This is a genomic window from Limnoglobus sp. (genome assembly GCF_059499385.1).
The window spans coordinates 21,295-39,426 of record NZ_JCABYM010000015.1 but is presented as its reverse complement, the minus strand read 5'-3'; the positions used below and the strand labels follow the sequence as shown (position 1 = coordinate 39,426).

General features: G+C 67.1%; 11 protein-coding genes. 4 read left to right on the top strand and 7 right to left on the bottom strand.

Going from position 1 to position 18,132, the window contains the following annotated elements; translation table 11 throughout:
• Window positions 1-91 precede the first annotated feature (91 nt).
• From rpoC to AC5JJ2_RS02255, 6 genes are all read right to left on the bottom strand, one after another.
• Entirely contained in the window at window positions 92-4,438 is a 4,347-nt protein-coding gene (gene rpoC, locus AC5JJ2_RS02280; protein ID WP_495856337.1) for a DNA-directed RNA polymerase subunit beta', read from the bottom strand.
• A gap of 98 nt (window positions 4,439-4,536) precedes the next feature.
• The gene (gene rpoB, locus AC5JJ2_RS02275) at window positions 4,537-8,295 is read right to left on the bottom strand and encodes a DNA-directed RNA polymerase subunit beta (protein ID WP_495856336.1); all 3,759 of its coding nucleotides are present in this window, start codon (window positions 8,293-8,295) and stop codon (window positions 4,537-4,539) included.
• Window positions 8,296-8,941: 646 nt separating this feature from the next.
• Entirely contained in the window at window positions 8,942-10,063 is a 1,122-nt protein-coding gene (locus AC5JJ2_RS02270) for a DNA methyltransferase (RefSeq protein ID WP_495856335.1), read from the bottom strand.
• Window positions 10,050-10,952 (bottom strand): DNA adenine methylase, encoded by a 903-nt coding sequence (locus AC5JJ2_RS02265; RefSeq protein ID WP_495856334.1) that lies wholly within the window; start codon window positions 10,950-10,952, stop codon window positions 10,050-10,052. Before AC5JJ2_RS02265 ends, AC5JJ2_RS02270 begins: the two co-directional genes overlap by 14 nt.
• A 132-nt stretch (window positions 10,953-11,084) precedes the next feature.
• Window positions 11,085-11,303, bottom strand: a complete 219-nt coding sequence (locus AC5JJ2_RS02260; protein ID WP_495856333.1) for a hypothetical protein — start codon at window positions 11,301-11,303, stop codon at window positions 11,085-11,087.
• A gap of 24 nt (window positions 11,304-11,327) precedes the next feature.
• A complete protein-coding gene (locus AC5JJ2_RS02255) occupies window positions 11,328-12,365 on the bottom strand; it encodes a 3-oxoacyl-ACP synthase III family protein (protein ID WP_495856332.1) in 1,038 nt (345 codons plus the stop codon).
• A gap of 177 nt (window positions 12,366-12,542) precedes the next feature.
• Here AC5JJ2_RS02255 and AC5JJ2_RS02250 point away from each other — a divergent pair, with 177 nt between their 5' ends.
• The 4 genes from AC5JJ2_RS02250 (at window position 12,543) to AC5JJ2_RS02235 (ending at window position 17,811) form a co-directional block, all read left to right on the top strand.
• Window positions 12,543-13,823 (top strand): ABC transporter permease subunit, encoded by a 1,281-nt coding sequence (locus tag AC5JJ2_RS02250; RefSeq protein WP_495856331.1) that lies wholly within the window; start codon window positions 12,543-12,545, stop codon window positions 13,821-13,823.
• Entirely contained in the window at window positions 13,820-14,221 is a 402-nt protein-coding gene (locus AC5JJ2_RS02245) for a VOC family protein (protein ID WP_495856330.1), read from the top strand. The genes AC5JJ2_RS02250 and AC5JJ2_RS02245 overlap by 4 nt, the downstream gene beginning before the upstream one ends.
• Window positions 14,222-14,366: 145 nt before the next feature.
• The gene (locus AC5JJ2_RS02240) at window positions 14,367-15,182 is read left to right on the top strand and encodes a hypothetical protein (RefSeq protein WP_495856329.1); all 816 of its coding nucleotides are present in this window, start codon (window positions 14,367-14,369) and stop codon (window positions 15,180-15,182) included.
• 67 nt (window positions 15,183-15,249) lie between these two features.
• Window positions 15,250-17,811 (top strand): WD40 repeat domain-containing protein, encoded by a 2,562-nt coding sequence (locus AC5JJ2_RS02235; RefSeq protein WP_495856328.1) that lies wholly within the window; start codon window positions 15,250-15,252, stop codon window positions 17,809-17,811.
• 1 nt (window position 17,812) lies between these two features.
• On the opposite strand, the gene AC5JJ2_RS02230 is transcribed toward AC5JJ2_RS02235, so the two are convergent.
• Window positions 17,813-18,019: a hypothetical protein gene (locus AC5JJ2_RS02230; RefSeq protein ID WP_495856327.1), complete on the bottom strand. Its 207-nt coding sequence runs from the start codon at window positions 18,017-18,019 to the stop codon at window positions 17,813-17,815.
• Between the last annotated feature and the right edge of the window lie 113 nt (window positions 18,020-18,132).

The following is an 18,132-nucleotide window of genomic DNA, read 5'->3' as shown; positions in this document are numbered from 1 at the left end:
CCCTCCGGCGGGTCGGCGCAAAGCCTTGACCCGCCCTACGAAAACGGGCGGGGAGCCTCCCCCGCCCGTCGTGTCATCGCTCTCGGCTCGCTCACGCCTCGGCCGGTTGCTCGGCCTCCGCGTACTGCGGGAAGTTCTCGGAGTTGATCCGGACCTCCGCCTCCTGGTGAATCTTGAACCCCGTCCCGGCCGGGATCAGGTGGCCGAGGATCACGTTCTCCTTCAGCCCGACCAGGTGGTCCACCTTCGACGCGAGCGCCGCCTCCGTCAGCACCTTCGTCGTTTCCTGGAACGACGCGGCGCTGATGAAGCTGTCCGACTGCACGGCCGCCTTCGTGATCCCCAGCAGCTGCACCTCGCTCGTCGCCGGGACCGGGACCTCGTAGGTCGGCTTCTTCTTCTTGCCGCCGGTCGCCTCCAGCGCCGCCCGTTCCTCCTCGAACGCATCCTTCGAGTAGATGCGGCCGGGCACGAGCGTCGAGTCGCCGGCGTCCACCACCTTCACGCACTCGTTCAACAGTCGGTCGTTCACTTCCTGGAACGTGAACTTGTCCATGACGGACCCCGGCAGCAGGCCGGTGTCGCCGGTGGTGACGACCTTCACCTTGCGGAGCATCTGGGCCACGATCGTCTCGATGTGCTTGTCGTCGATGTCCACCCGCTGGCTGCGGTAGACCGACTGCACCTCGCGGACGAGGTACTCCTGCACCGCCTCCAGGCTGGAGATGCGCAAGATGTCGTGCGGGGCGAGCGGTCCGCTGACGAGCGGGTCGCCGGCCTTCACGTAGTCGCCCATGTGGACGGCGAGCTGGGCGCTGGCCGGGACCTGGTGCTCCCGCTCCTCGCCGATCAGCTTGCCGTCCTCCGTCTCCCGCTGCACCCAGATTTGCTTCTTGCCCCGCTTCTTGTCGCCGATGCGGACGCGGCCGGTGACCTCGGCCATGATGGCCGGGTTCCGCGGCCGCCGGGCCTCGAACAGTTCCGTCACCCGCGGCAGGCCGCCGGTGATGTCGTGCGTCTTCGCCGCCTCCCGCGTCGTCTTCGCGATGACCGTCCCGGCCGCGACCTTCTCGCCGTCCTTCACGAGCACCGTCGCCTTTTCGGGGAGTGTGTACGCCTTGAGGATGTTGCCCCGCTCGTCCTCGATCTGGATCGTCGGGTGGAGTTCCCCCTTGTGCTCCATGATCGTGTACTGGTCGATCCCGGTCGCCCCGGACTTGTCCCGGCGGAGGGTGACGCCTTCCTTGATGTCCACCCACTTCACCCGGCCGCCTTCCTCGCAGATGATGGGCGTGGCGTGCGGGTCCCACTTGCACAGCATCGTGCCGGTCGCGGCCTCCTGCCCGTCCTTGACGAACAGCTCCGCCCCGTTCGGGACGGCGTACCGGTCGATGATCGTGCCGCCCTTCTTGTTGAGGATGAGGATCTCGCCGGCCCGCGCCAGCGCGATCTTCTGCCCCTCGGCGTTGGTGACGACGTTGATCCGCTCGAACGCGATGTACCCGCCCTTCTTGGCCTTGTGTTCGCTCGTCGCCGCGTCCTTCGACTGGGCGACGCCGCCGATGTGGAACGTCCGCATCGTCAGCTGCGTGCCCGGCTCGCCGATCGACTGGGCGGCGATGATGCCGATGGCCATGCCGTCCTCGACGAGGTTCCCGGTGGCGAGGTCCATGCCGTAGCAGAGCCGGCACAGGCCGAGCGGGGCCTGGCACGTCATCGGGCTGCGGACCGCGACCTTGTCGAAGTTCAGCCGCTCCAAGAGGCGGGCGTTCGCCGGCGTGATCATCTCGTTCTCGTCGACGATCGTCTCGTTCTTCTCCGGGTGGCGGATCCGCACCCGGCTGATGCGGCCGCGGATGGCGTCGAACAGCGGGCGGTCGATCTCGTCGCCCTTGTACATGATCCCCTTCGTGACGCTGCCGGTGCTGCCGCAGTCGTGCATCGTGATGACCACGTTCTGCGCCACGTCCGCCAGCTTCCGCGTCAGGTAGCCGGAGTCGGCCGTCTTGAGCGCCGTGTCGGCCAGCCCCTTCCGCGCGCCGTGCGTGCTGGAGAAGTACTCCAGCACCTTCAGCCCCTCGCGGAAGTTCGACTTGATCGGCGTCTCGATGATTTCGCCCGACGGCTTGGCCATGAGGCCGCGGAGGCCGGCGAGCTGGCGGATCTGCTCCTGCCCGCCCCGCGCGCCGGACGTGGCCATGAGGAAGATCGGGTTCAGGTACGGCTTGCCGTCCCGCCGGTCGTTCGCCAGGTCCTTCATGAGCGCCTTCGTGATGATCTCGCGGGCGTCGTTCCACTGCTCGATCGTCTTGATGTACCGCTCCTTCTGCGTCATCAGGCCCCGCTCGTAGGACCGGCGGAACTTCTCGACCTCCTTGTCCTTCTCCTTCAGCACGGACTCCTTGACGGCCGGCGTGCGGAGGTCGGACGCGGCGAAGCTCAGGCCGGACCGGGTCGATTCGCGGAAGCCCGTCTCCTTCATCCGGTCCAAAAGCGCGATCGTCTCCCGGCGGCCGAGCTGCAGGTAGCAGTCGGCGATGATCCGGGCGAGGTGCTTGCTGGACAGCGCGAGGTCGTAGAACGCCATCTTGCTGTGCAGGATGTCGTTGAAGATGGTGCGGCCGACGGTCGTGTTGACCAGGCCGTTCGACTTACGGGGCAGCTCCTCGACCTTCGCCGCCCCCCGCTCGTCCTTGAACTCGCTGATGACCTTCTTGTGGCTGGCGACGCGGACGCGGATGCGGGCGTGCGTGCCGAGCTTCCCTTCCGCGTAGGCTTGGAACACCTCCTGCGGGCTGTGGAAGACCATGCCGTCGCCGGCCTCGACCTTCTCGCCTTCCTCGCCGCGGGCGGCCGTGAGCCAGTAGCAGCCCATGACGATGTCCTGCGACGGCGAGATGATCGGGTTGCCGTTCGCCGGGCTGAAGATGTTGTTCGTGGACATCATCAGCACCGTCGCCTCGACTTGCGCCTCGATGGACAGCGGCAGGTGGACGGCCATCTGGTCGCCGTCGAAGTCGGCGTTGAACCCCTTGCAGACGAGCGGGTGAATCCGAATGGCGTTGCCTTCGATGAGCACCGGCTCGAACGCCTGGATGCCCATCCGGTGCAGCGTCGGGGCGCGGTTCAGGAGGCACGGGTGGTTCTTGGTCACCTCTTCGAGGATGTCCCAGACCACGTCGTCCTTCCGCTCCAGCATCTTCTTCGCGGACTTGATCGTGTCGGCGTGGCCGAGTTCCTTCAGCCGGCGGATGATGAACGGCTGGAACAGTTCGAGCGCGATCTTCTTCGGCAGCCCGCACTGGTGGAGCTTTAGTTCCGGGCCGACGACGATGACCGACCGGGCGGAGTAGTCCACCCGCTTGCCGAGGAGGTTCTCGCGGAACCGGCCCTGCTTGCCCTTAATCATGTCCGTGAGGGACTTCAGCGGGCGGTTGCTGCTGCCGAGGACGGGCCGCTTGCACCGGTTGTTGTCGAACAGCGCGTCCACGGACTGCTGGAGCATCCGCTTCTCGTTGCGGATGATGACCTCCGGCGCGTTCAGGTCCACGAGCTTCTTGAGCCGGTTGTTCCGGTTGATGATCCGCCGGTACAGGTCGTTCAGGTCCGACGTGGCGAAGTTGCCGCTGTCCAAGAGCACGAGCGGCCGCAGGTCCGGCGGGATGACCGGGATGCATTCCAGGACCATCCACTCGCACTTGTTGCTGCTGTCGCGGAGCGCCTCGATCGTCTTCAGCCGCTTGACGAGGTCCTTTTCCCGCTGCTTGGACTTCTTCTCGCCGCGGGCCATTTCCTTGTCGAGCCGGTCGCGCAACTCCTGCGCGAGGGTGACGAGGTTGAGCTTTTCCAGCATCTTCTTGATGGCTTCCGCGCCCATGTCCACTTCGAACGTGTCGCCGTACTGCTGGCGGGCCTCCTTGAACTCGTCTTCGGTGAGGAGCTGCCGTTCCTTCAGCGGCGTCTCGCCGGGATCGACGACGACGTAGTCCTGGAAGTAAATGATCTTCTCAAGGCTGCTGGTCTTCATGTCCAACAGCGTGCCGAGGCGGCTCGGCATGGCCTTGAAGAACCAGATGTGGACGACGGGGGCGGCGAGTTCGATGTGCCCCATCCGCTTGCGGCGGACGCGGCTGTGCGTGACCTTGACGCCGCACCGGTCGCAGATCATGCCCTTGTACTTCATCCCGCGGTACTTGCCGCAGGTGCATTCCCAGTCCTTCTCCGGCCCGAAGATGCGCTCACAGAACAGGCCGTCCTTCTCCGGGCGGTACGTGCGGTAGTTGATCGTCTCCGGCTTCTTGACCTCGCCGAAGGACCAGGAGCGGATGTCGTGCGGGCTGGCGAGGCTGATGCGGACCGCGCCGTAGTCGTTGATGCGGTCGTAGTTCGCCGCTTCCGCCGCCGCCGCGCTCGACGATGCCGGGATGCCGTTGCTCATATGAAAACTCCCAATCGAGAGTAAGTGGTCGTGATGGGGGTTAATGACAGGGCGAAAGCCCAGGGACGGCCGTCCCTGGGCTTTCGCCCACGTTCAACTCACACCCGCTTCTTCTCCAGCTGCATGTTCAGCCCGAGGCCGCGGATCTCGTGCGTGAGCACGTCGAAGCTCGCCGGCGTGCCGGCCTCCAGCGTGTTCTCGCCCTTCACCATCGACTCGTAAATCTTCGTCCGGCCTTCCACGTCGTCCGACTTCACCGTCAGCAGTTCCTGAAGGATGAATGCCGCCCCGTAGGCTTCCAGCGCCCACACCTCCATCTCGCCGAACCGCTGGCCGCCGAACCGGGCCTTCCCGCCGAGCGGCTGCTGGGTGATGAGGCTGTACGGCCCCGTCGCCCGCGCGTGGACCTTGTCGTCCACCAGGTGGTGCAGCTTCAACATGTAGATGTAGCCGACCGTCACCGGCTGCTCGAACGGCTCGCCGGTCCGGCCGTCGTACAGCACGCTCTTGCCGGTGTCGCTCTCGCCCGCCTCGCGGAGGGCGGCCTTGATTTCCTCCTCCGTCGCCCCGTCGAACACCGGCGTCGTCGCCTTGAACCCGAGCTTCGCCGCGGCGTACCCGAGGTGCGTCTCCAGAATCTGGCCCACGTTCATCCGGCTCGGCACGCCGAGCGGGTTGAGCAGGATGTCCACCGGCGTGCCGTCCTTCAGGTACGGCATGTCCTCCTCGGGGAGAACCTTCGAGATGACGCCCTTGTTCCCGTGGCGGCCGGCCATCTTGTCGCCGACGCTGATGACCCGCTTCGTCGCCACGTACACCTTCACCATCTGCTGCACGCCGCTCGGCAGCTCGTCGCCCCGCTTCAGGCTGTTCAGCTTCCGGTCCTGCTCGTCGATGAAGAACTGAATCCGCTCCCAGTGCCGGTGGTGAATCTTGTTCGCCGCCTTCGCCTTGTCCGGGCTGCGGATGTCCAGGTTCTCCAGCTTGAACGCCTTCGCCTGCTCGGCGACGACGGTGTCCTCGTCCTTCTCGCTGGCCAGCGCCTTGCCGGTGTTCGGGTCCTTCAGGTCCTTCTTCTCCAGCACGTCCGTGAGCGCGCCGATGAACTCGCGGAACTGCGACGCGATCTTCTCCGCGTACTCGGCGTTGATCCGCTTCTCTTCCTTCGTCAGCTCCTTGCGTTCCTCCTCCGTCATGCTCGCCCGGCGGCTGAACCGGTGCGTGCCGATCACAACCCCTTCGATGCCCGACGGCACTTCGAGCGAGTCGTTCTTCACGTCCTCCCCGGCCCGGCCGAAGATCGCGTGGAGCAGCTTCTCTTCCGGCGTCAGTTCACTCCGCGACTTCGGCGACACCTTGCCGACGAGCAGGTCGCCGGGCTTGACGAACGTGCCGACGAGGACGATCCCCGTCTCGTCGAGGTTCGACAGCGCCTTCGGCGACACGTTCGGGATGTCCCGCGTGAACTCCTCCTTGCCGAGCTTAGTCTCGCGGATCTCGATGTCGAACTCTTCGATGTGGATCGACGTGTACGTGTCGTTCTTCACCAGCCGCTCGCTGATGATGATCGCGTCCTCGAAGTTGTACCCCTCCCACGACTGGAACGCGACGAGCACGTTCCGGCCGAGGGCGAGTTCGCCGTGGTGCGTGGCCGCCCCGTCGGCGAGGATCGCGCCGCGCTTCACCTTCTGGCCGGTCTTCACGATCGGCTTCTGGTTCAGGCACGTCCGCTCGTTGAGGCCGTGGAACTTCCGGAGCACGTACTCGCGGATGATCTTGTCCTTCTCCTCGATCTTGATCCGCTCGGCGTCCACGTAGCTGACGACGCCGTCCTCCTGCGCCCGCACCAGCATCCCGGAGTGCTTGGCGACTTCCTTCTCCAGCCCGGTGCCGACGATCGGCGGCTCGGTCACGAGCAGCGGCACGGCCTGCCGCTGCATGTTCGACCCCATGAGCGCCCGGTTCGCGTCGTCGTGCTCCAGGAACGGGATGAGGCCGGCGCTCACGCCGACCATCTGCTTCGGCGAGATGTCCAGGTAGTCGATCTTGTCCGACCCGATGGTCGTCAGGTCGCCGCTGGCCCGGCCGTTGACGCGGTCCACGGAAATCTTGTTGTGGTCCGTCGGCGTGTCGGCCGGGGCGATGCGGAGTTGCGACTCCTCGTCCGCCCGCAGCTTCACGACCTCTTCCGTCAGCTTCCCGTTGTGCGCCTTCCGGTACGGCGTGATGAGGAACCCGTACTCGTCGATCTCGGCGAAGATCGACAGGGACGAGATCAGGCCGATGTTCGTCCCTTCCGGCGTCTCGATGGGACAAATCCGGCCGTAGTGCGAGATGTGAACGTCCCGCACCTCGAACCCGGCCCGCTTCCGGTTCAACCCGCCCGGCCCGAGGGCCGACAGCCGCCGCTCGTGCGTCAACTGCGCCAGCGGGTTCGTCTGGTCCACAACCTGCGACAGCTCACTTCGTCCGAAGAAGTACTCGATGGCCGCGCTCACCGACTTCGGGTTGATGAGCGTCCGCGGCGACATGTCCTCGATGGACTTCAGCGCCATCCGCTCCTGCACGGTCCGGCGGAGCTTGAGGAACCCCTTCCGCATCTCGTCCGCGGCGAGTTCGTCGATCGTCCGCAGGCGGCGGTTGCCGAGGTGGTCGATGTCGTCCACGCCGCCCTTGCCGGCCCGCAGTTCGAGGATGTACTTGATGGCGTTGACGAAGTCCACGGCCCGGAGCGTCATCTCCGTCTCGGGGACGTTCTGGTTGAACTTCCGGTTGATCCGGAACCGCCCGACGCGGCCGAGCCGGTAGCGGTTCTGGTCGTTGAACTTCTCCTTGAACAGGTCCCGCGCCTTGTCGAGCTGCATCGGGTTGCCCGGCCGCAGCCGCTGGTAAATCTTGAGCAGCGCCCCCTCGTGCGACTCGTGCTGCGGGCCGCCGGCCAGGTCTTCCGCGATCGAGTTGAGGATGACCGGGTCCTTCGGCATCTCGATGGCCGTGACTTCCTTCAACTGTGACGCGGTGATCTTGTCCACGGCGTCCTTCGTGAACGGCTTGGACGCGTCCACGTAAATCTCGCCCGTCTCCGGGTCGATCACGTCGTCGATGGCGATCATCGGCGGGATGTTCGCCTCCACGTCGCCGACGAGCTTGGCCCGGTTCGCCGGGTCCTTCAGCTTGATCGTCAGCGGCTCGTAGAACTCCTTGAGGATCGACGCCGTCTGCGAGTACATCGGCTCCATCGCGCGGAGGAGCGTGACGGCCGAGAACTTGCCGGACTGGTCGATGCGGACGCCGAAGTTCTCCTTCTTCGTGACGTTGATCTCGATCCAGCTCCCCCGCTCCGGGATGATCCGGCACGAGTGCAAGTCTTTATCCGCTTCCCGCTCGACGACGAAATCGACGCCCGGCGAGCGGTGCAACTGGCTGACGACGACGCGCTCGGCCCCGTTGATGATGAACTCGCCGCCGCCGATCATGATCGGCATGTCGCCGAGATAGACTTCCTCCTCCATCGTGTTGCCGTCGGCCTTCCGAAGGCGCAGCCACACGCGGAACGGCCGGCCGTAGGTCAGCCGCAGCTGCCGGCACTCGTCCGGGTCGTACCGCGGCTTGCCCAGTTCGTACTTGACGAACTCGAGCGACGACTTCTTGTCGTAGCTCTCGATCGGGAAGATTTCGCGCAACACGCCTTCGAGGCCGTGGTTCTGCCGCTTGTCGTAGGCGACGTCGAGTTGGAGGAACCGGTCGTAGGACCGGGTCTGGACCTCGGTGAGGTTCGGGACGGCCGACGCGTCGCCGTACCGGCCGAAGTTCCGCTCCTCGGCCGGGAAGATGATGCGGTTCACGGGGATGGGCATCGGTTCGGCTCCTTCGTTAAACGCGGCGATGACCGGGCACGACCCCCTCGGTTCCACCAAAGGGCCTTGCGTCGGTCGATCGGAGTCGTTATTGCTGAGGAATCTGGCGGCGAATGTTGGCGGCGAGCGCCGAACGCCCACACGCAGACACCCCCCCGGTGGGGGAGGTTCGCGTTATGGGTGGGGTGTTAGCCAGGGTGTTCTTCTTGGGGGCAACGGATCGCAGGAGCGAGTGGGTAGCGTGCATTGTCACCACTGCTTGTGCGGATCGGCCGGTCCCGCAGCTTGCGCCGCGGGGCGAGGGCCGGGAATTCCAAGCGACTTTTCCGCCAGATTAAGATATTACCCGTCTTGCCCCCCGGTGTCGAGTGGGTCGGGCACATATTTTGCTCGCGAAGCACAAATCGGCTGAAAAATCCAGTGAAAAATCGTGCCGGAAATCGGGAATTTTGTCGGAAGTGTGCGGGAAAAGTTCCGCCCGCGGACGGATTTTCGGCCGGCCGCGTCTGACACCGCCACCGCCGCCACCGCCACGGGTGGCCCCCCGTGGCGGACTCGCTACCTGGGTTGACGCGACCGGTATAATGATGATTTGTTCACATCTGCCGCAATTGTTTCGACTGATTGGACGGGAACGCAGTCCAAATCAACTTTCGGCCTCCGCTTGTTGACGGAGCGTGAGGAATACCTCCTTCAAGGGCAGGCTCACGGCACTGTCGGGCTCGTTTAATACGAGCGACTGGTAGGCGTTCAAGAACGCCGTACGGTGGCGGTGAAACAGGTGCAGGAAGTGTCGCAGGAAGCCGAGGCAGTCGAGGACGGCGAACTCGGTCCCGCCTGTGCTTTCGTACAACTTACGGGCGTAGGCCGTCACGTCTCGGTCGATCAGGTCGGTCGTGATGAAGATGTAGTTGTCCACCCGCCGCTCGATAGCAGACACCTTCTGAAGGGCGCGGTCGATGTCATCTTGCGTGACGACCTTCTGCTTCATCTCGTAGATCGTTCGGACTTGGTCGTCATTGACGAGGGTGACTTCTACGTCCCCGGCCGCCCCCGTTTGCTCGTCGGCCGCGTTGTGGGCGTGCAGGGGCCGCCGGACTTCGCCCAACTGGTTCGACACAGACTCGTATGCCGCGGCCACGATAAGAACGGGCAGCCGACTTGAATTCTTACACTTCAAGTGCTGTTGCAGTAGTTCCACAATTGCTTCGGAAGCCAGTGGGAGAGCCGTCGCGTCGCCGCGCAGCCCGACCTGGAGGGACTGCAACCGTTGTAAACGCTCGTCCCGCATCGCCACGAGAATCCGTAATGTGTCCGTCAGCACGGCGTCGGCCGACTCCCGGCCCTCGGCGACCTCTTCCAACAGTTGCAACGTTCGCTCGTACAACTCGCGGGGCCGCCCGACCAGCGCACTGTCCTTGTTCAACGGCCGGTTGATATTCCGTAGCACGGGCGTGAGGAACGCCGTCGTCGGGTTGCACGGCAGGCGGTGAGATTGAATGAAGCCCGACAGATAGCGTTCATCGTAGGTGCGGCCGGAGAAGCAGTCTGCCCCGCCGATCTCGGTGTACGGGCGGCGCGGGTCCACCTCCGGCCGGTCGATCTTGGCCAACATGCACGCCATCAGGAGTCGGACGCAGGCCCGGTTCGGCAGGTACTTGCAGACGTAATCGAGGCGTTCGCGGCTCGCCTTCGAGCGGACCGACCGGCGGTGCGGCTTGTCCGTCGCGGCCTTGAGTAGCCGTTCCAGGTGTTTACTCGGCGTCATGGAAGAGGCTGGGCTTGTGCCGGTGAATCGCCACGGCGGACGGGTCGTAGTTCGTCCACAACACCTCGACCCGCTTGTCCTTCGTCGAGTGAATCGTCTTCGCGGGCGAGACGTGCTTGCGCCACTTCTTCCGTGGGTACAGTTCGTCCATAAGTTTGCAGTCGTAGTTCGAGATAGCGACCATCCCGCGGACGGCGTTCAAGGTCGCGGCCAGGGACCGGTGGTCGCGGTCGGTCATCTCGTGGCCGTAAGCCTTATCGTCGCCCCGCGTCTCGTGGACGTAAGGCGGGTCGCAGTAGAAGAGCGTCGTCGGGGCGTCGTATAGACGGATGACTTCTATGGCCGGGCGGTTCTCGATCTGCACGCGGAGCAACCGCTCAGCGATGTCCGGCAGTTGATCGACGCCGCCGAGCCAACGGCTGACGACGCCGCTCATCCCCGCGCGCGTCGTGTCCTTGCAGTTCGCCCACCGGCCGAGGCTCGCGGTTTGCGCGAGGCCGGTGCGGACCTGCCGGGCCCGCACGTAGAACCGCCGCGCCCGCTCGACCGGGCCGAGGGCCGGGTCCAGCTCACACGCCAAGCCGAACTCTTCCCGCGAAAACGGGGTGAGTCCGATCTTCTCGGTCAACTCGGCCTTGTGGTCCCGGAGGGCCTTGAAGAAATTCACGACATCGCCGTCGAGGTCGTTGTACGTCTCGACTGGCGATGCCGGCCGGTTAATGAGGACCGCCCCGGACCCGGCGAACGGCTCACAATAGTGGTGGCAGGCCGGCAGGAGAGGGAGGAGCCAGTCGAGGTGTGAGAACTTGCCGCCGTACCAGCCGAAGGCGATGAGTTTCCGCCGACCCGACGCCGTTTGAATTGGGGAAGGAGATCGGCGGCGGGTCATTCAAGGCTCCGGGGCGTGTATTACCACCAGCATACCACCGACAGTCGTTAAGTTTTGCCGATTCGCACGCGGTACTCCCGCAACGCGAAGCTTATCGTGACGGTTCTGCGGCAATATAAATCGGCCGACCGCCTACGCCGACCGCCGCAATCGCGGGTGGAAGCCCTCGTCGGTCGGCACGTCGTCCGGCGGGAGCAGGAACTCCACCACGTCCGGGCCGTCCGCCGTCGGCGCGTCCGTCGGTTGCGGCGACGGCACGTCCGCACTCGGCGGCAGCGGGACGGACGCCCCGTGCAGCGGGATCGTCCACGGGTCGGCGTCGTCGGCCGGGCGGAGCGGGTTCTCGTTCATCGTCGCCTCCTGCGATACCGGCCCCTACCATCGCACGACGGCCGTGCCCCAGGCAAGCCCGGCCCCGAACCCGCTGAACAGCGCCAGCTCGCCGCGGCGGAGCTTGCCCGCCGCCAGCGCCTCGTCCAGCGCGATCGGGATCGAACCGGCCGACGTGTTCCCGTACCGGTCCATGTTGTTGAACACCTTATCGGCCGGAATCTTCAGGAACTTGTTCAACGACTGCTCGATGATCCGGATGTTCGCCTGGTGCGGCACGATCAGCGCCAGGTCGTCGGTCGTCAGGTCCGCGGCCGTCAGCACGTCGTTGACCGTGTCGCGGAGGATTTCGACGGCCCACCGGTAGACGCCCTGGCCGTCCATGTGCATGAAGTGCTTGCCGGCCGCCAGCGCCTCCGGGGAGAGCGCCATCGCGCTGCCGCCGGCCGGCCGGCAGAGCATGTTCGCCCCGCTGCCGTCCGCCCCCATGCTGTACGCGAGGATGCCCTGGTGCGGCTCCCCTTTCTCAAGGATGACGGCCCCGGCCCCGTCGCCGAAGAGCGGGAAGATTTTCGGGTCGGTCGGGCTGACCACCCGCGAGTTCGCGTCCCCGCCGATGACCAGCGCCCGGTCGCTCGCCCCGGACACGACGTAGGCCGCGGCCGTGACGAGCGCGTACATAAACCCGGCGCACGCGGCCTCGACCTCGATCCCAGGCGCGGCGATCTTCAGCTTGTCCTGCACGATGGCCGCGGTGGACGGGAACGACATGTCCGGCGAGAACGTGCCGAGGACGATGAGGTCGATGTCCTTCGGGCCGTACCCGGTCTTCGCGAAGCAATCCTTCGCGGCCTCGACGCACAGGTCGGACGTGGCCTGTTCCGGCCGGGCGTGGCGGCGTTCCTGGATGCCGGTCCGCTGGACGATCCACTCCGTGTTGTACCCGCGGGCGGCGAAGTTGAGCTGGTCGTACAGGTCGGCGTTGGTGACGACGACGTCCGGCAGGTACTTCCCCGTGCCGGCGACGCGGACGCCCATGAGGGACTTGACCTTCGGCCGGGGGAGTGTGCGGTCGGCGTGCATCGGGGCATTATAGAAGCGGCGCGCGGCCGTGATAGTAGTAGGCACACTCCGTGTGCCGTCTCCTTTACGTGGCCGGGACCATAGACGGGTCTCCGCGGCGCTCGGCAGACGGCACACGGAGTGTGCCTACTACTATGTGGCGATACAACAACTCCGCCCCCTTCCCCGGAGCTGTCCATGCGCCTGCCGGTCGTTCGCCTCATCGCCGCCCGCGAAATCCGCGACCTCCTCCGCGACCGGCGGAGCGTGCTGCTCATCGTCCTCACGCCGCTCGTCCTGTACCCGTTCTTCGGCCTCGCCGGGGTCGTGTTCGCCAAGACGACGGCCGAGCAGAAAACGCTCGTGGGGATCGTCGGCGCGGAGCAGCTGCCGCCGACGCCGCCGCTATTGGACGGCGACACGTTCGCCGACGGGCTGAAGGGCGACGACCCGGAACTCGGCATCGGCCCGATCGAGGTGGTGAAACTGCCCGGCGACGCGGCCGGGGCGCTGCAGGCGAAGACCGTCGATGTCGTGCTGACGGTTCCCCCCAACTTCGCCGCGGAGGTGGCGGCGCGGGGTAAGCCGCAGCTCACCATCGAGCACCGGGACGGGGAGGAGAAGTCGAAGCTCGCGTCCCGGCGGCTGAAGACGGTCGTGCAGAACTGGCAGGCGAAGCTCCGGGCCGAGCGGTTCGAGAAGATGGGGCTGCCGAAGGACTTCGAGAAGGTGTTCACGGTCCAGGACCCGAACTCGGCGAAGCCGAAGCTGAAGGTCGCGGCCGACGAGATGCGGGACACGCTGGCGCGGGCGCTGCCGTTCATCCTGATGATGTGGCTGGTCGCCGGCGCGATCCAGCCGGCCGTGGACCTGACGGCCGGCGAGAAGGAGCGCGGCACGATGGAGACGCTGCTCATCAGCCCGGCCGAGCGGAGCGAGATCGTGCTGGGGAAGTTCCTGGCCGTGACGGGTTACGCGTTCGCGTCCGTGGTGTGGAACACGATCTGGCTGGCCGCGGCGTGTACCGCGATGGAGTGGTGGATCGGCTACCCGATCATCAACAAGCTCGGCGTCCTCGGGTGCGTGGCCCTCGGCATCCCGATGGCCATGCTGTTCAGCGCCGTGTGCATCGCGCTGGGCGTGTTCGCCCGGAGCACGAAGGAGGGGCAGTACTACCTCGTGCCGCTCGTGTTCGTGGCGATGCCGCTGGCGTTCTGGAGCATGATGCCGGGGGCGGAACTGGACTTCGGCACGGCGCTCGTCCCGGTCGCGGGAGCGATGCTGCTCCAGCAGAAGCTACTCGCGGTGACGGCCGACCCGATCCCGTGGGCGATGTTCGGCCCCGTCCTCGGCGGGCTGACGATCAGCGTGACGGTGGCGCTGTGGCTGGCCGTCCGGCAGTTCCGGCGTGAGGACGTGCTGTTCCGCGAAATCGGCGGCGACAAGGGCGGCCGCCTCGGGCGGCTGTTCTCGGCATGACGCTGTTTATGACGGAAATCCGCGTCCGCGACCTCGCCGTATCCCTGGCGTGGTACCGGGACGTGCTGGGGCTGACCGTGACGCTGCTCGACGCGGCGAACGGCTTCGCGCTGCTGGACGCGGCCGGCGGTCGGCTGGCGCTGAAGCAGGGCGAGGCCGGGGCCGGCGTGACGTTGCATTTTGAAGTGGCGGACCTCGACGCGGCGCTGACGAGCCGCGGCCTCGTGCCGGAGGAGGTCGTGACGAGCGCCGAGGGCTACCGCGAGGCGTTCGTCCGCGACCCCGACGGGTATCGCGTCGGGGTGTTCGAGTGGGTCCGACCGGTCGGTGTTTTTGCCCCTCCTGGGACCGCGGGCGTCCCGCCCGCCCACCTTCCCGGCTTCAGGGACCAGCCTTAAGCGGCTGGGGCTGTGGCGGGCGGGACGCCCGCGGTCCCAGGATGCGACCCGTCGGTCCCGCCAGGGCCTCGGTTCACTTCGCCCCCATTTTCGCGTAAGGCCGTCGCGTTGATCCCGGCGGCCGACCACTCGCGGAGGGCGAACCATGCTGCCGGTCCGATGGCTGAACACGTCCGACTTCAACGACCTCGTCACCGTCCACAACGCCAACCTCGCCGGGCTGAAGGCGTGGCGGACGAAGTTCGGTAGCGCCGACTTCGTGGACCCGATGGCGAAGTTCCTCAACGACGGCGCGAAGTTCGTCGGCGCGCCGCACCCCGGCGAGGCCGTCTGGAAGAAGCTGCTCACGACGAACGCCTACGCCGGCAGCGCCGACGTGTTCGACCCGTGGACGAGCTGGTGGGCCGGGCCGTGGAACCGCGGGGCCGTGCAGTACCACATCTGGGACGGCACGGAGGTCAACGCGGCCGGCCAGTACGTCCAGCCGGTCACGCAGTCGGAGACGGCCCACGTCAGCAAGAAGAACTTCAAGTACATGAACGACCGCGGGCTGGTGAACACGGCGATCAACGTCTACCGGGCCGGGGACGGGGTGACCGGGTGGGTGACGAAGCGGCAGGGCGAGACCGCGACGATGCAGCTGCCGCACCTCGGGTACAGCCTGCCGGACTACAAGCTGCTCGTCTGGTTCGCGCAGAAGTACGCCGCGGCCGGCACCGGGGCGGTGTCCACGATGACGACGGAAACGTCGTTCTACCTGTTCCTGGAGTGGGTCGATTCGACGAAGTACCACGTCCGCGGGTGCACCGTGACGGTGAAGGACAAGGCCGTCACCGGCACGTCGATGGGGACCGGGGCGGACTACTCGGCGTTCATGTACGCGAAGGGGATCAAGTACACGAACGCAATCCGCGAGACGACGATGCCGGACCCGGCCGAGGGGTTCGCCCTCGCCCCGTGACGGCTCGCCGACCGCGGCCCAATGGTGTACCGTGACGGGAATCTCCCGTCCGTCGCCGGAGGGTCGCATGTCCGGTCGGTTCCCGCTCGCGTGTCTGCTACTTCTTCCACTGACCGCCGCCGGGCAGGACGAGCCGCGGCCGGCCAAGTCGCCGCAGCTCGTCGTCACCCTCGGGGCGCGGGCGCTCGGCCGCGAGAACACCAATTGCAAGGCCGTCGGGTTCACCCCCGACGGCCGGTCCGTCCGCGTTTACGACCAGTTCGGCGTCCACCGCTGGGACATCAACACCGGCACGTACCAGGACGACAAGAAGTTCGCCGACATCGACTACAACGACCTGTTCTACCCGTCGCCGGACGGCAAGGTCGTCCTCCACTTCCAACGCGGGAACAACGCATCGAAGGCCAGACTCATCGACGCGGACACCGGGCAGGTGCTGTTCACGCGCGACCTCGCCGCCGGCGGGGCGGTGCAGCCGGCGGACGACGGCCGGTGCGTCGCCATCGGCGGGGGGCGCAGTACGACCGTCGTTTCGTTGAAGGAAAAGGACAAGGCCGAGAGCCTGGCCGTGGTCGGCGTCGATGACGTGCGGCGGTTCGCGGCCGCGGCCGACGCGAAGGTCTTCGCCGTCGTCGCCGACGACCGGGTGACGGTCTGGACGACCGCCGGCGAGTGGAAACTCGACCTTCCCAAAGACACGGCGTACACGTCGGTGGCGCTGACGGCCGACGGCGGGACGCTCGCCACGGCGTCGGCCCGCGAGACGGACGACGGCAAGCGGCCCGGCCCGGTCGAGCTGTGGGACGTGAAGGCCCGCACGAAGCTCCGGGCGATGGCGGCGGTCGAGTGGTTCGCGGAGGCCCCGCACCGGCTGCGGTTCGCCCCGGACGGCAAGACGCTCGTGGCCGGGGACGGGGCGTACCTCCGCGGATGGGTGACGGCGACCGGGGCGAAGACGTTCGCCGTCGAACCCGGCTGGGGGTGGACCGGGAACGTGCAAATCTCGCCGGACGGCAAGCACGTCGCCGTCGCGTACCCGTCGCGGCCGATGGTGTACGACCTCGCGACCGGCCGGCAGCCGACGAACCTGCACGGGCACAGCGGCCCCGTGTGGGACATCGCCGTGTCGCCGGACGGCACGCGGGCGGCGACGGCCATGTTCGGCCGGCCGACGGTCAACCTGTGGGACACGACGACCGGCCGGCACGTCGGCGAGTTGAACGCCGCGTTCGCGAAGCCCTCCGACGGCCGCCTCGTGCCGGGCCGGGTGCGGCTCCAGTTCTCGCCGGACGGGGCGAAGGTCCTCACCGTCAACGAGGCGTCGCGGAACGACGGCCCGCTCCGCGTCTGGGACGCGAAGTCGCTCGGGTTGCTGCGGGAAATCCCCGCGCCGGGCGGGGACGTTCCGGCGGCCGCGTTCGCCGCGAAGGGGCTGTTCGCGATCCTGAACCGCACGCCGACGCTGTTGGACGCGGACACCGGGGCGGCGGTGTGGCGGCAGCCGGCGGTGTCGTCGCTGGCGCGGGTGGCCGTGTCCGCCCGCGGCGACCGGATCGCCGTGGAAGGGCGGAAGGGGACGACGATCCACGACGCCGCGACCGGCGCGGAACTCGACCGCGCCGACGGGGAGCCGGTGCGGTTCACGCTCGATGGCACGGGGCTGATTCTCGAAGGCAAGAAGTACGCGGCACGGTTCCGGGATTCGAGCGCGAAGAAGGACGGCCCGACGACGGAAAACGCGGCCGACGGGGAGGCGTTCGCCGCGAGCGACACCGGCCTCGTTGCCGTGCGGCACGCGGGGGTGAACCCGCCAGAGTTCCGCGTCTACAACGCGCGGACCGGCGTGCGGGTCAGTACCTGCGAGTGGACGCCGATCAACCGCGAGGTCGTGATGGCCCCGATCCAGCCGGGCGACAAGTTGTCGTTCGCGTTCTCACCTGACGGCCGGACGTTTGCCGTCGTCGGAGAGGATGTCCGTTGCTTCGAGACGTACTCCGGCGTCGAACTGTTCCGGTCGAGCGCCGGGGCGGAGGTGCGGGCCGTCGCGTTCTCGCCGGACGGCCGCCGGCTGTTCACGTCGCACGGCTCGGAGGAGACCGGCACGCAGGTCCTCGGGTGGGACACGACCGGCCGCGAGGGGAAGCCGTCGGAACCCGCGACGGCCGCGGACGTGGAGGGGCTGAAGGTGGCGATCGGCGGCAAGCCGGAGGCGGCCCGGCGGGCGCTGGAGCGGTTCGCGACGCGGCCGGCGGACGCCGTGGCGTTCGCGCGGGAGGTGACGGCCCTGGCGACGGCCGCCGACTACACGAACTACAAGCAGTGGCTGACCGAACTCGACGCGCCGGCGTTCGCGACCCGCGAGACGGCGATGAAGGCCCTCGCGAAGGCCGGGTGGCGGGCCGAGGCAATGATGCGGCAGCTCTTGGAGAAGACGGAGTCGGTCGAGAGCCGCGAGCGGTTGGAAAAATTGCTCGCCAAGCGGGACATGCGGCCGCTGCGGGCGGTGCAACTGCTGGAGGCGGTCGGCACGCCGGACGCGGTCGCCGCGCTGAAGGCGCTGGCAGGCGGCCCGCCGGAGAGCCTCGTCGTGCAGGACGCGCGGTGGGCGCTGTTGCGCATGGGGAAGTAAGTCACGCGGTCGCCTTCGGGATCCACCGGTCCCGCCGCCGGTTGAACGGCCGCTCGACGGCTCGGTAGAGGATTTCCGCCAGGAGGAACGCCCCGACGACCGCGGCACCGGCCTGCCCCTCCGGCGGCAGCGGCAGCTTCTTCGCGAGCGCGATCGCCTCGACGTGGACGAGGTACAGCGAGTACGCGCGGAGGGCGATGAAAGACATCACCCGCGTAGCGGTCTTATTCCCTCCCCCCTTGGGGGGGAGGGGTAGGGAGGGGGGTAGCGTCCCTCGCTCCGAGGCATTCGCGCCCGAGGCGGGCAGCTCACCCCCCTCCC

Excerpts from the sequence above, each read along its gene's own strand:
- rpoC (WP_495856337.1), bottom strand. The coding sequence starts at position 4,438 with ATGAGCAACGGCATCCCGGCATCGTCGAGCGCGGCGGCGGCGGAAGCG.
- AC5JJ2_RS02240 (WP_495856329.1), top strand. The coding sequence starts at position 14,367 with ATGCTGCCGGTCCGATGGCTGAACACGTCCGACTTCAACGACCTCGTC.
- AC5JJ2_RS02260 (WP_495856333.1), bottom strand. The coding sequence starts at position 11,303 with ATGAACGAGAACCCGCTCCGCCCGGCCGACGACGCCGACCCGTGGACG.
- AC5JJ2_RS02270 (WP_495856335.1), bottom strand. The coding sequence starts at position 10,063 with ATGACGCCGAGTAAACACCTGGAACGGCTACTCAAGGCCGCGACGGAC.
- AC5JJ2_RS02235 (WP_495856328.1), top strand. The coding sequence starts at position 15,250 with ATGTCCGGTCGGTTCCCGCTCGCGTGTCTGCTACTTCTTCCACTGACC.
- AC5JJ2_RS02265 (WP_495856334.1), bottom strand. The coding sequence starts at position 10,952 with ATGACCCGCCGCCGATCTCCTTCCCCAATTCAAACGGCGTCGGGTCGG.
- AC5JJ2_RS02245 (WP_495856330.1), top strand. The coding sequence starts at position 13,820 with ATGACGCTGTTTATGACGGAAATCCGCGTCCGCGACCTCGCCGTATCC.
- rpoB (WP_495856336.1), bottom strand. The coding sequence starts at position 8,295 with ATGCCCATCCCCGTGAACCGCATCATCTTCCCGGCCGAGGAGCGGAAC.
- AC5JJ2_RS02255 (WP_495856332.1), bottom strand. The coding sequence starts at position 12,365 with ATGCACGCCGACCGCACACTCCCCCGGCCGAAGGTCAAGTCCCTCATG.
- AC5JJ2_RS02250 (WP_495856331.1), top strand. The coding sequence starts at position 12,543 with ATGCGCCTGCCGGTCGTTCGCCTCATCGCCGCCCGCGAAATCCGCGAC.
- AC5JJ2_RS02230 (WP_495856327.1), bottom strand. The coding sequence starts at position 18,019 with ATGTCTTTCATCGCCCTCCGCGCGTACTCGCTGTACCTCGTCCACGTC.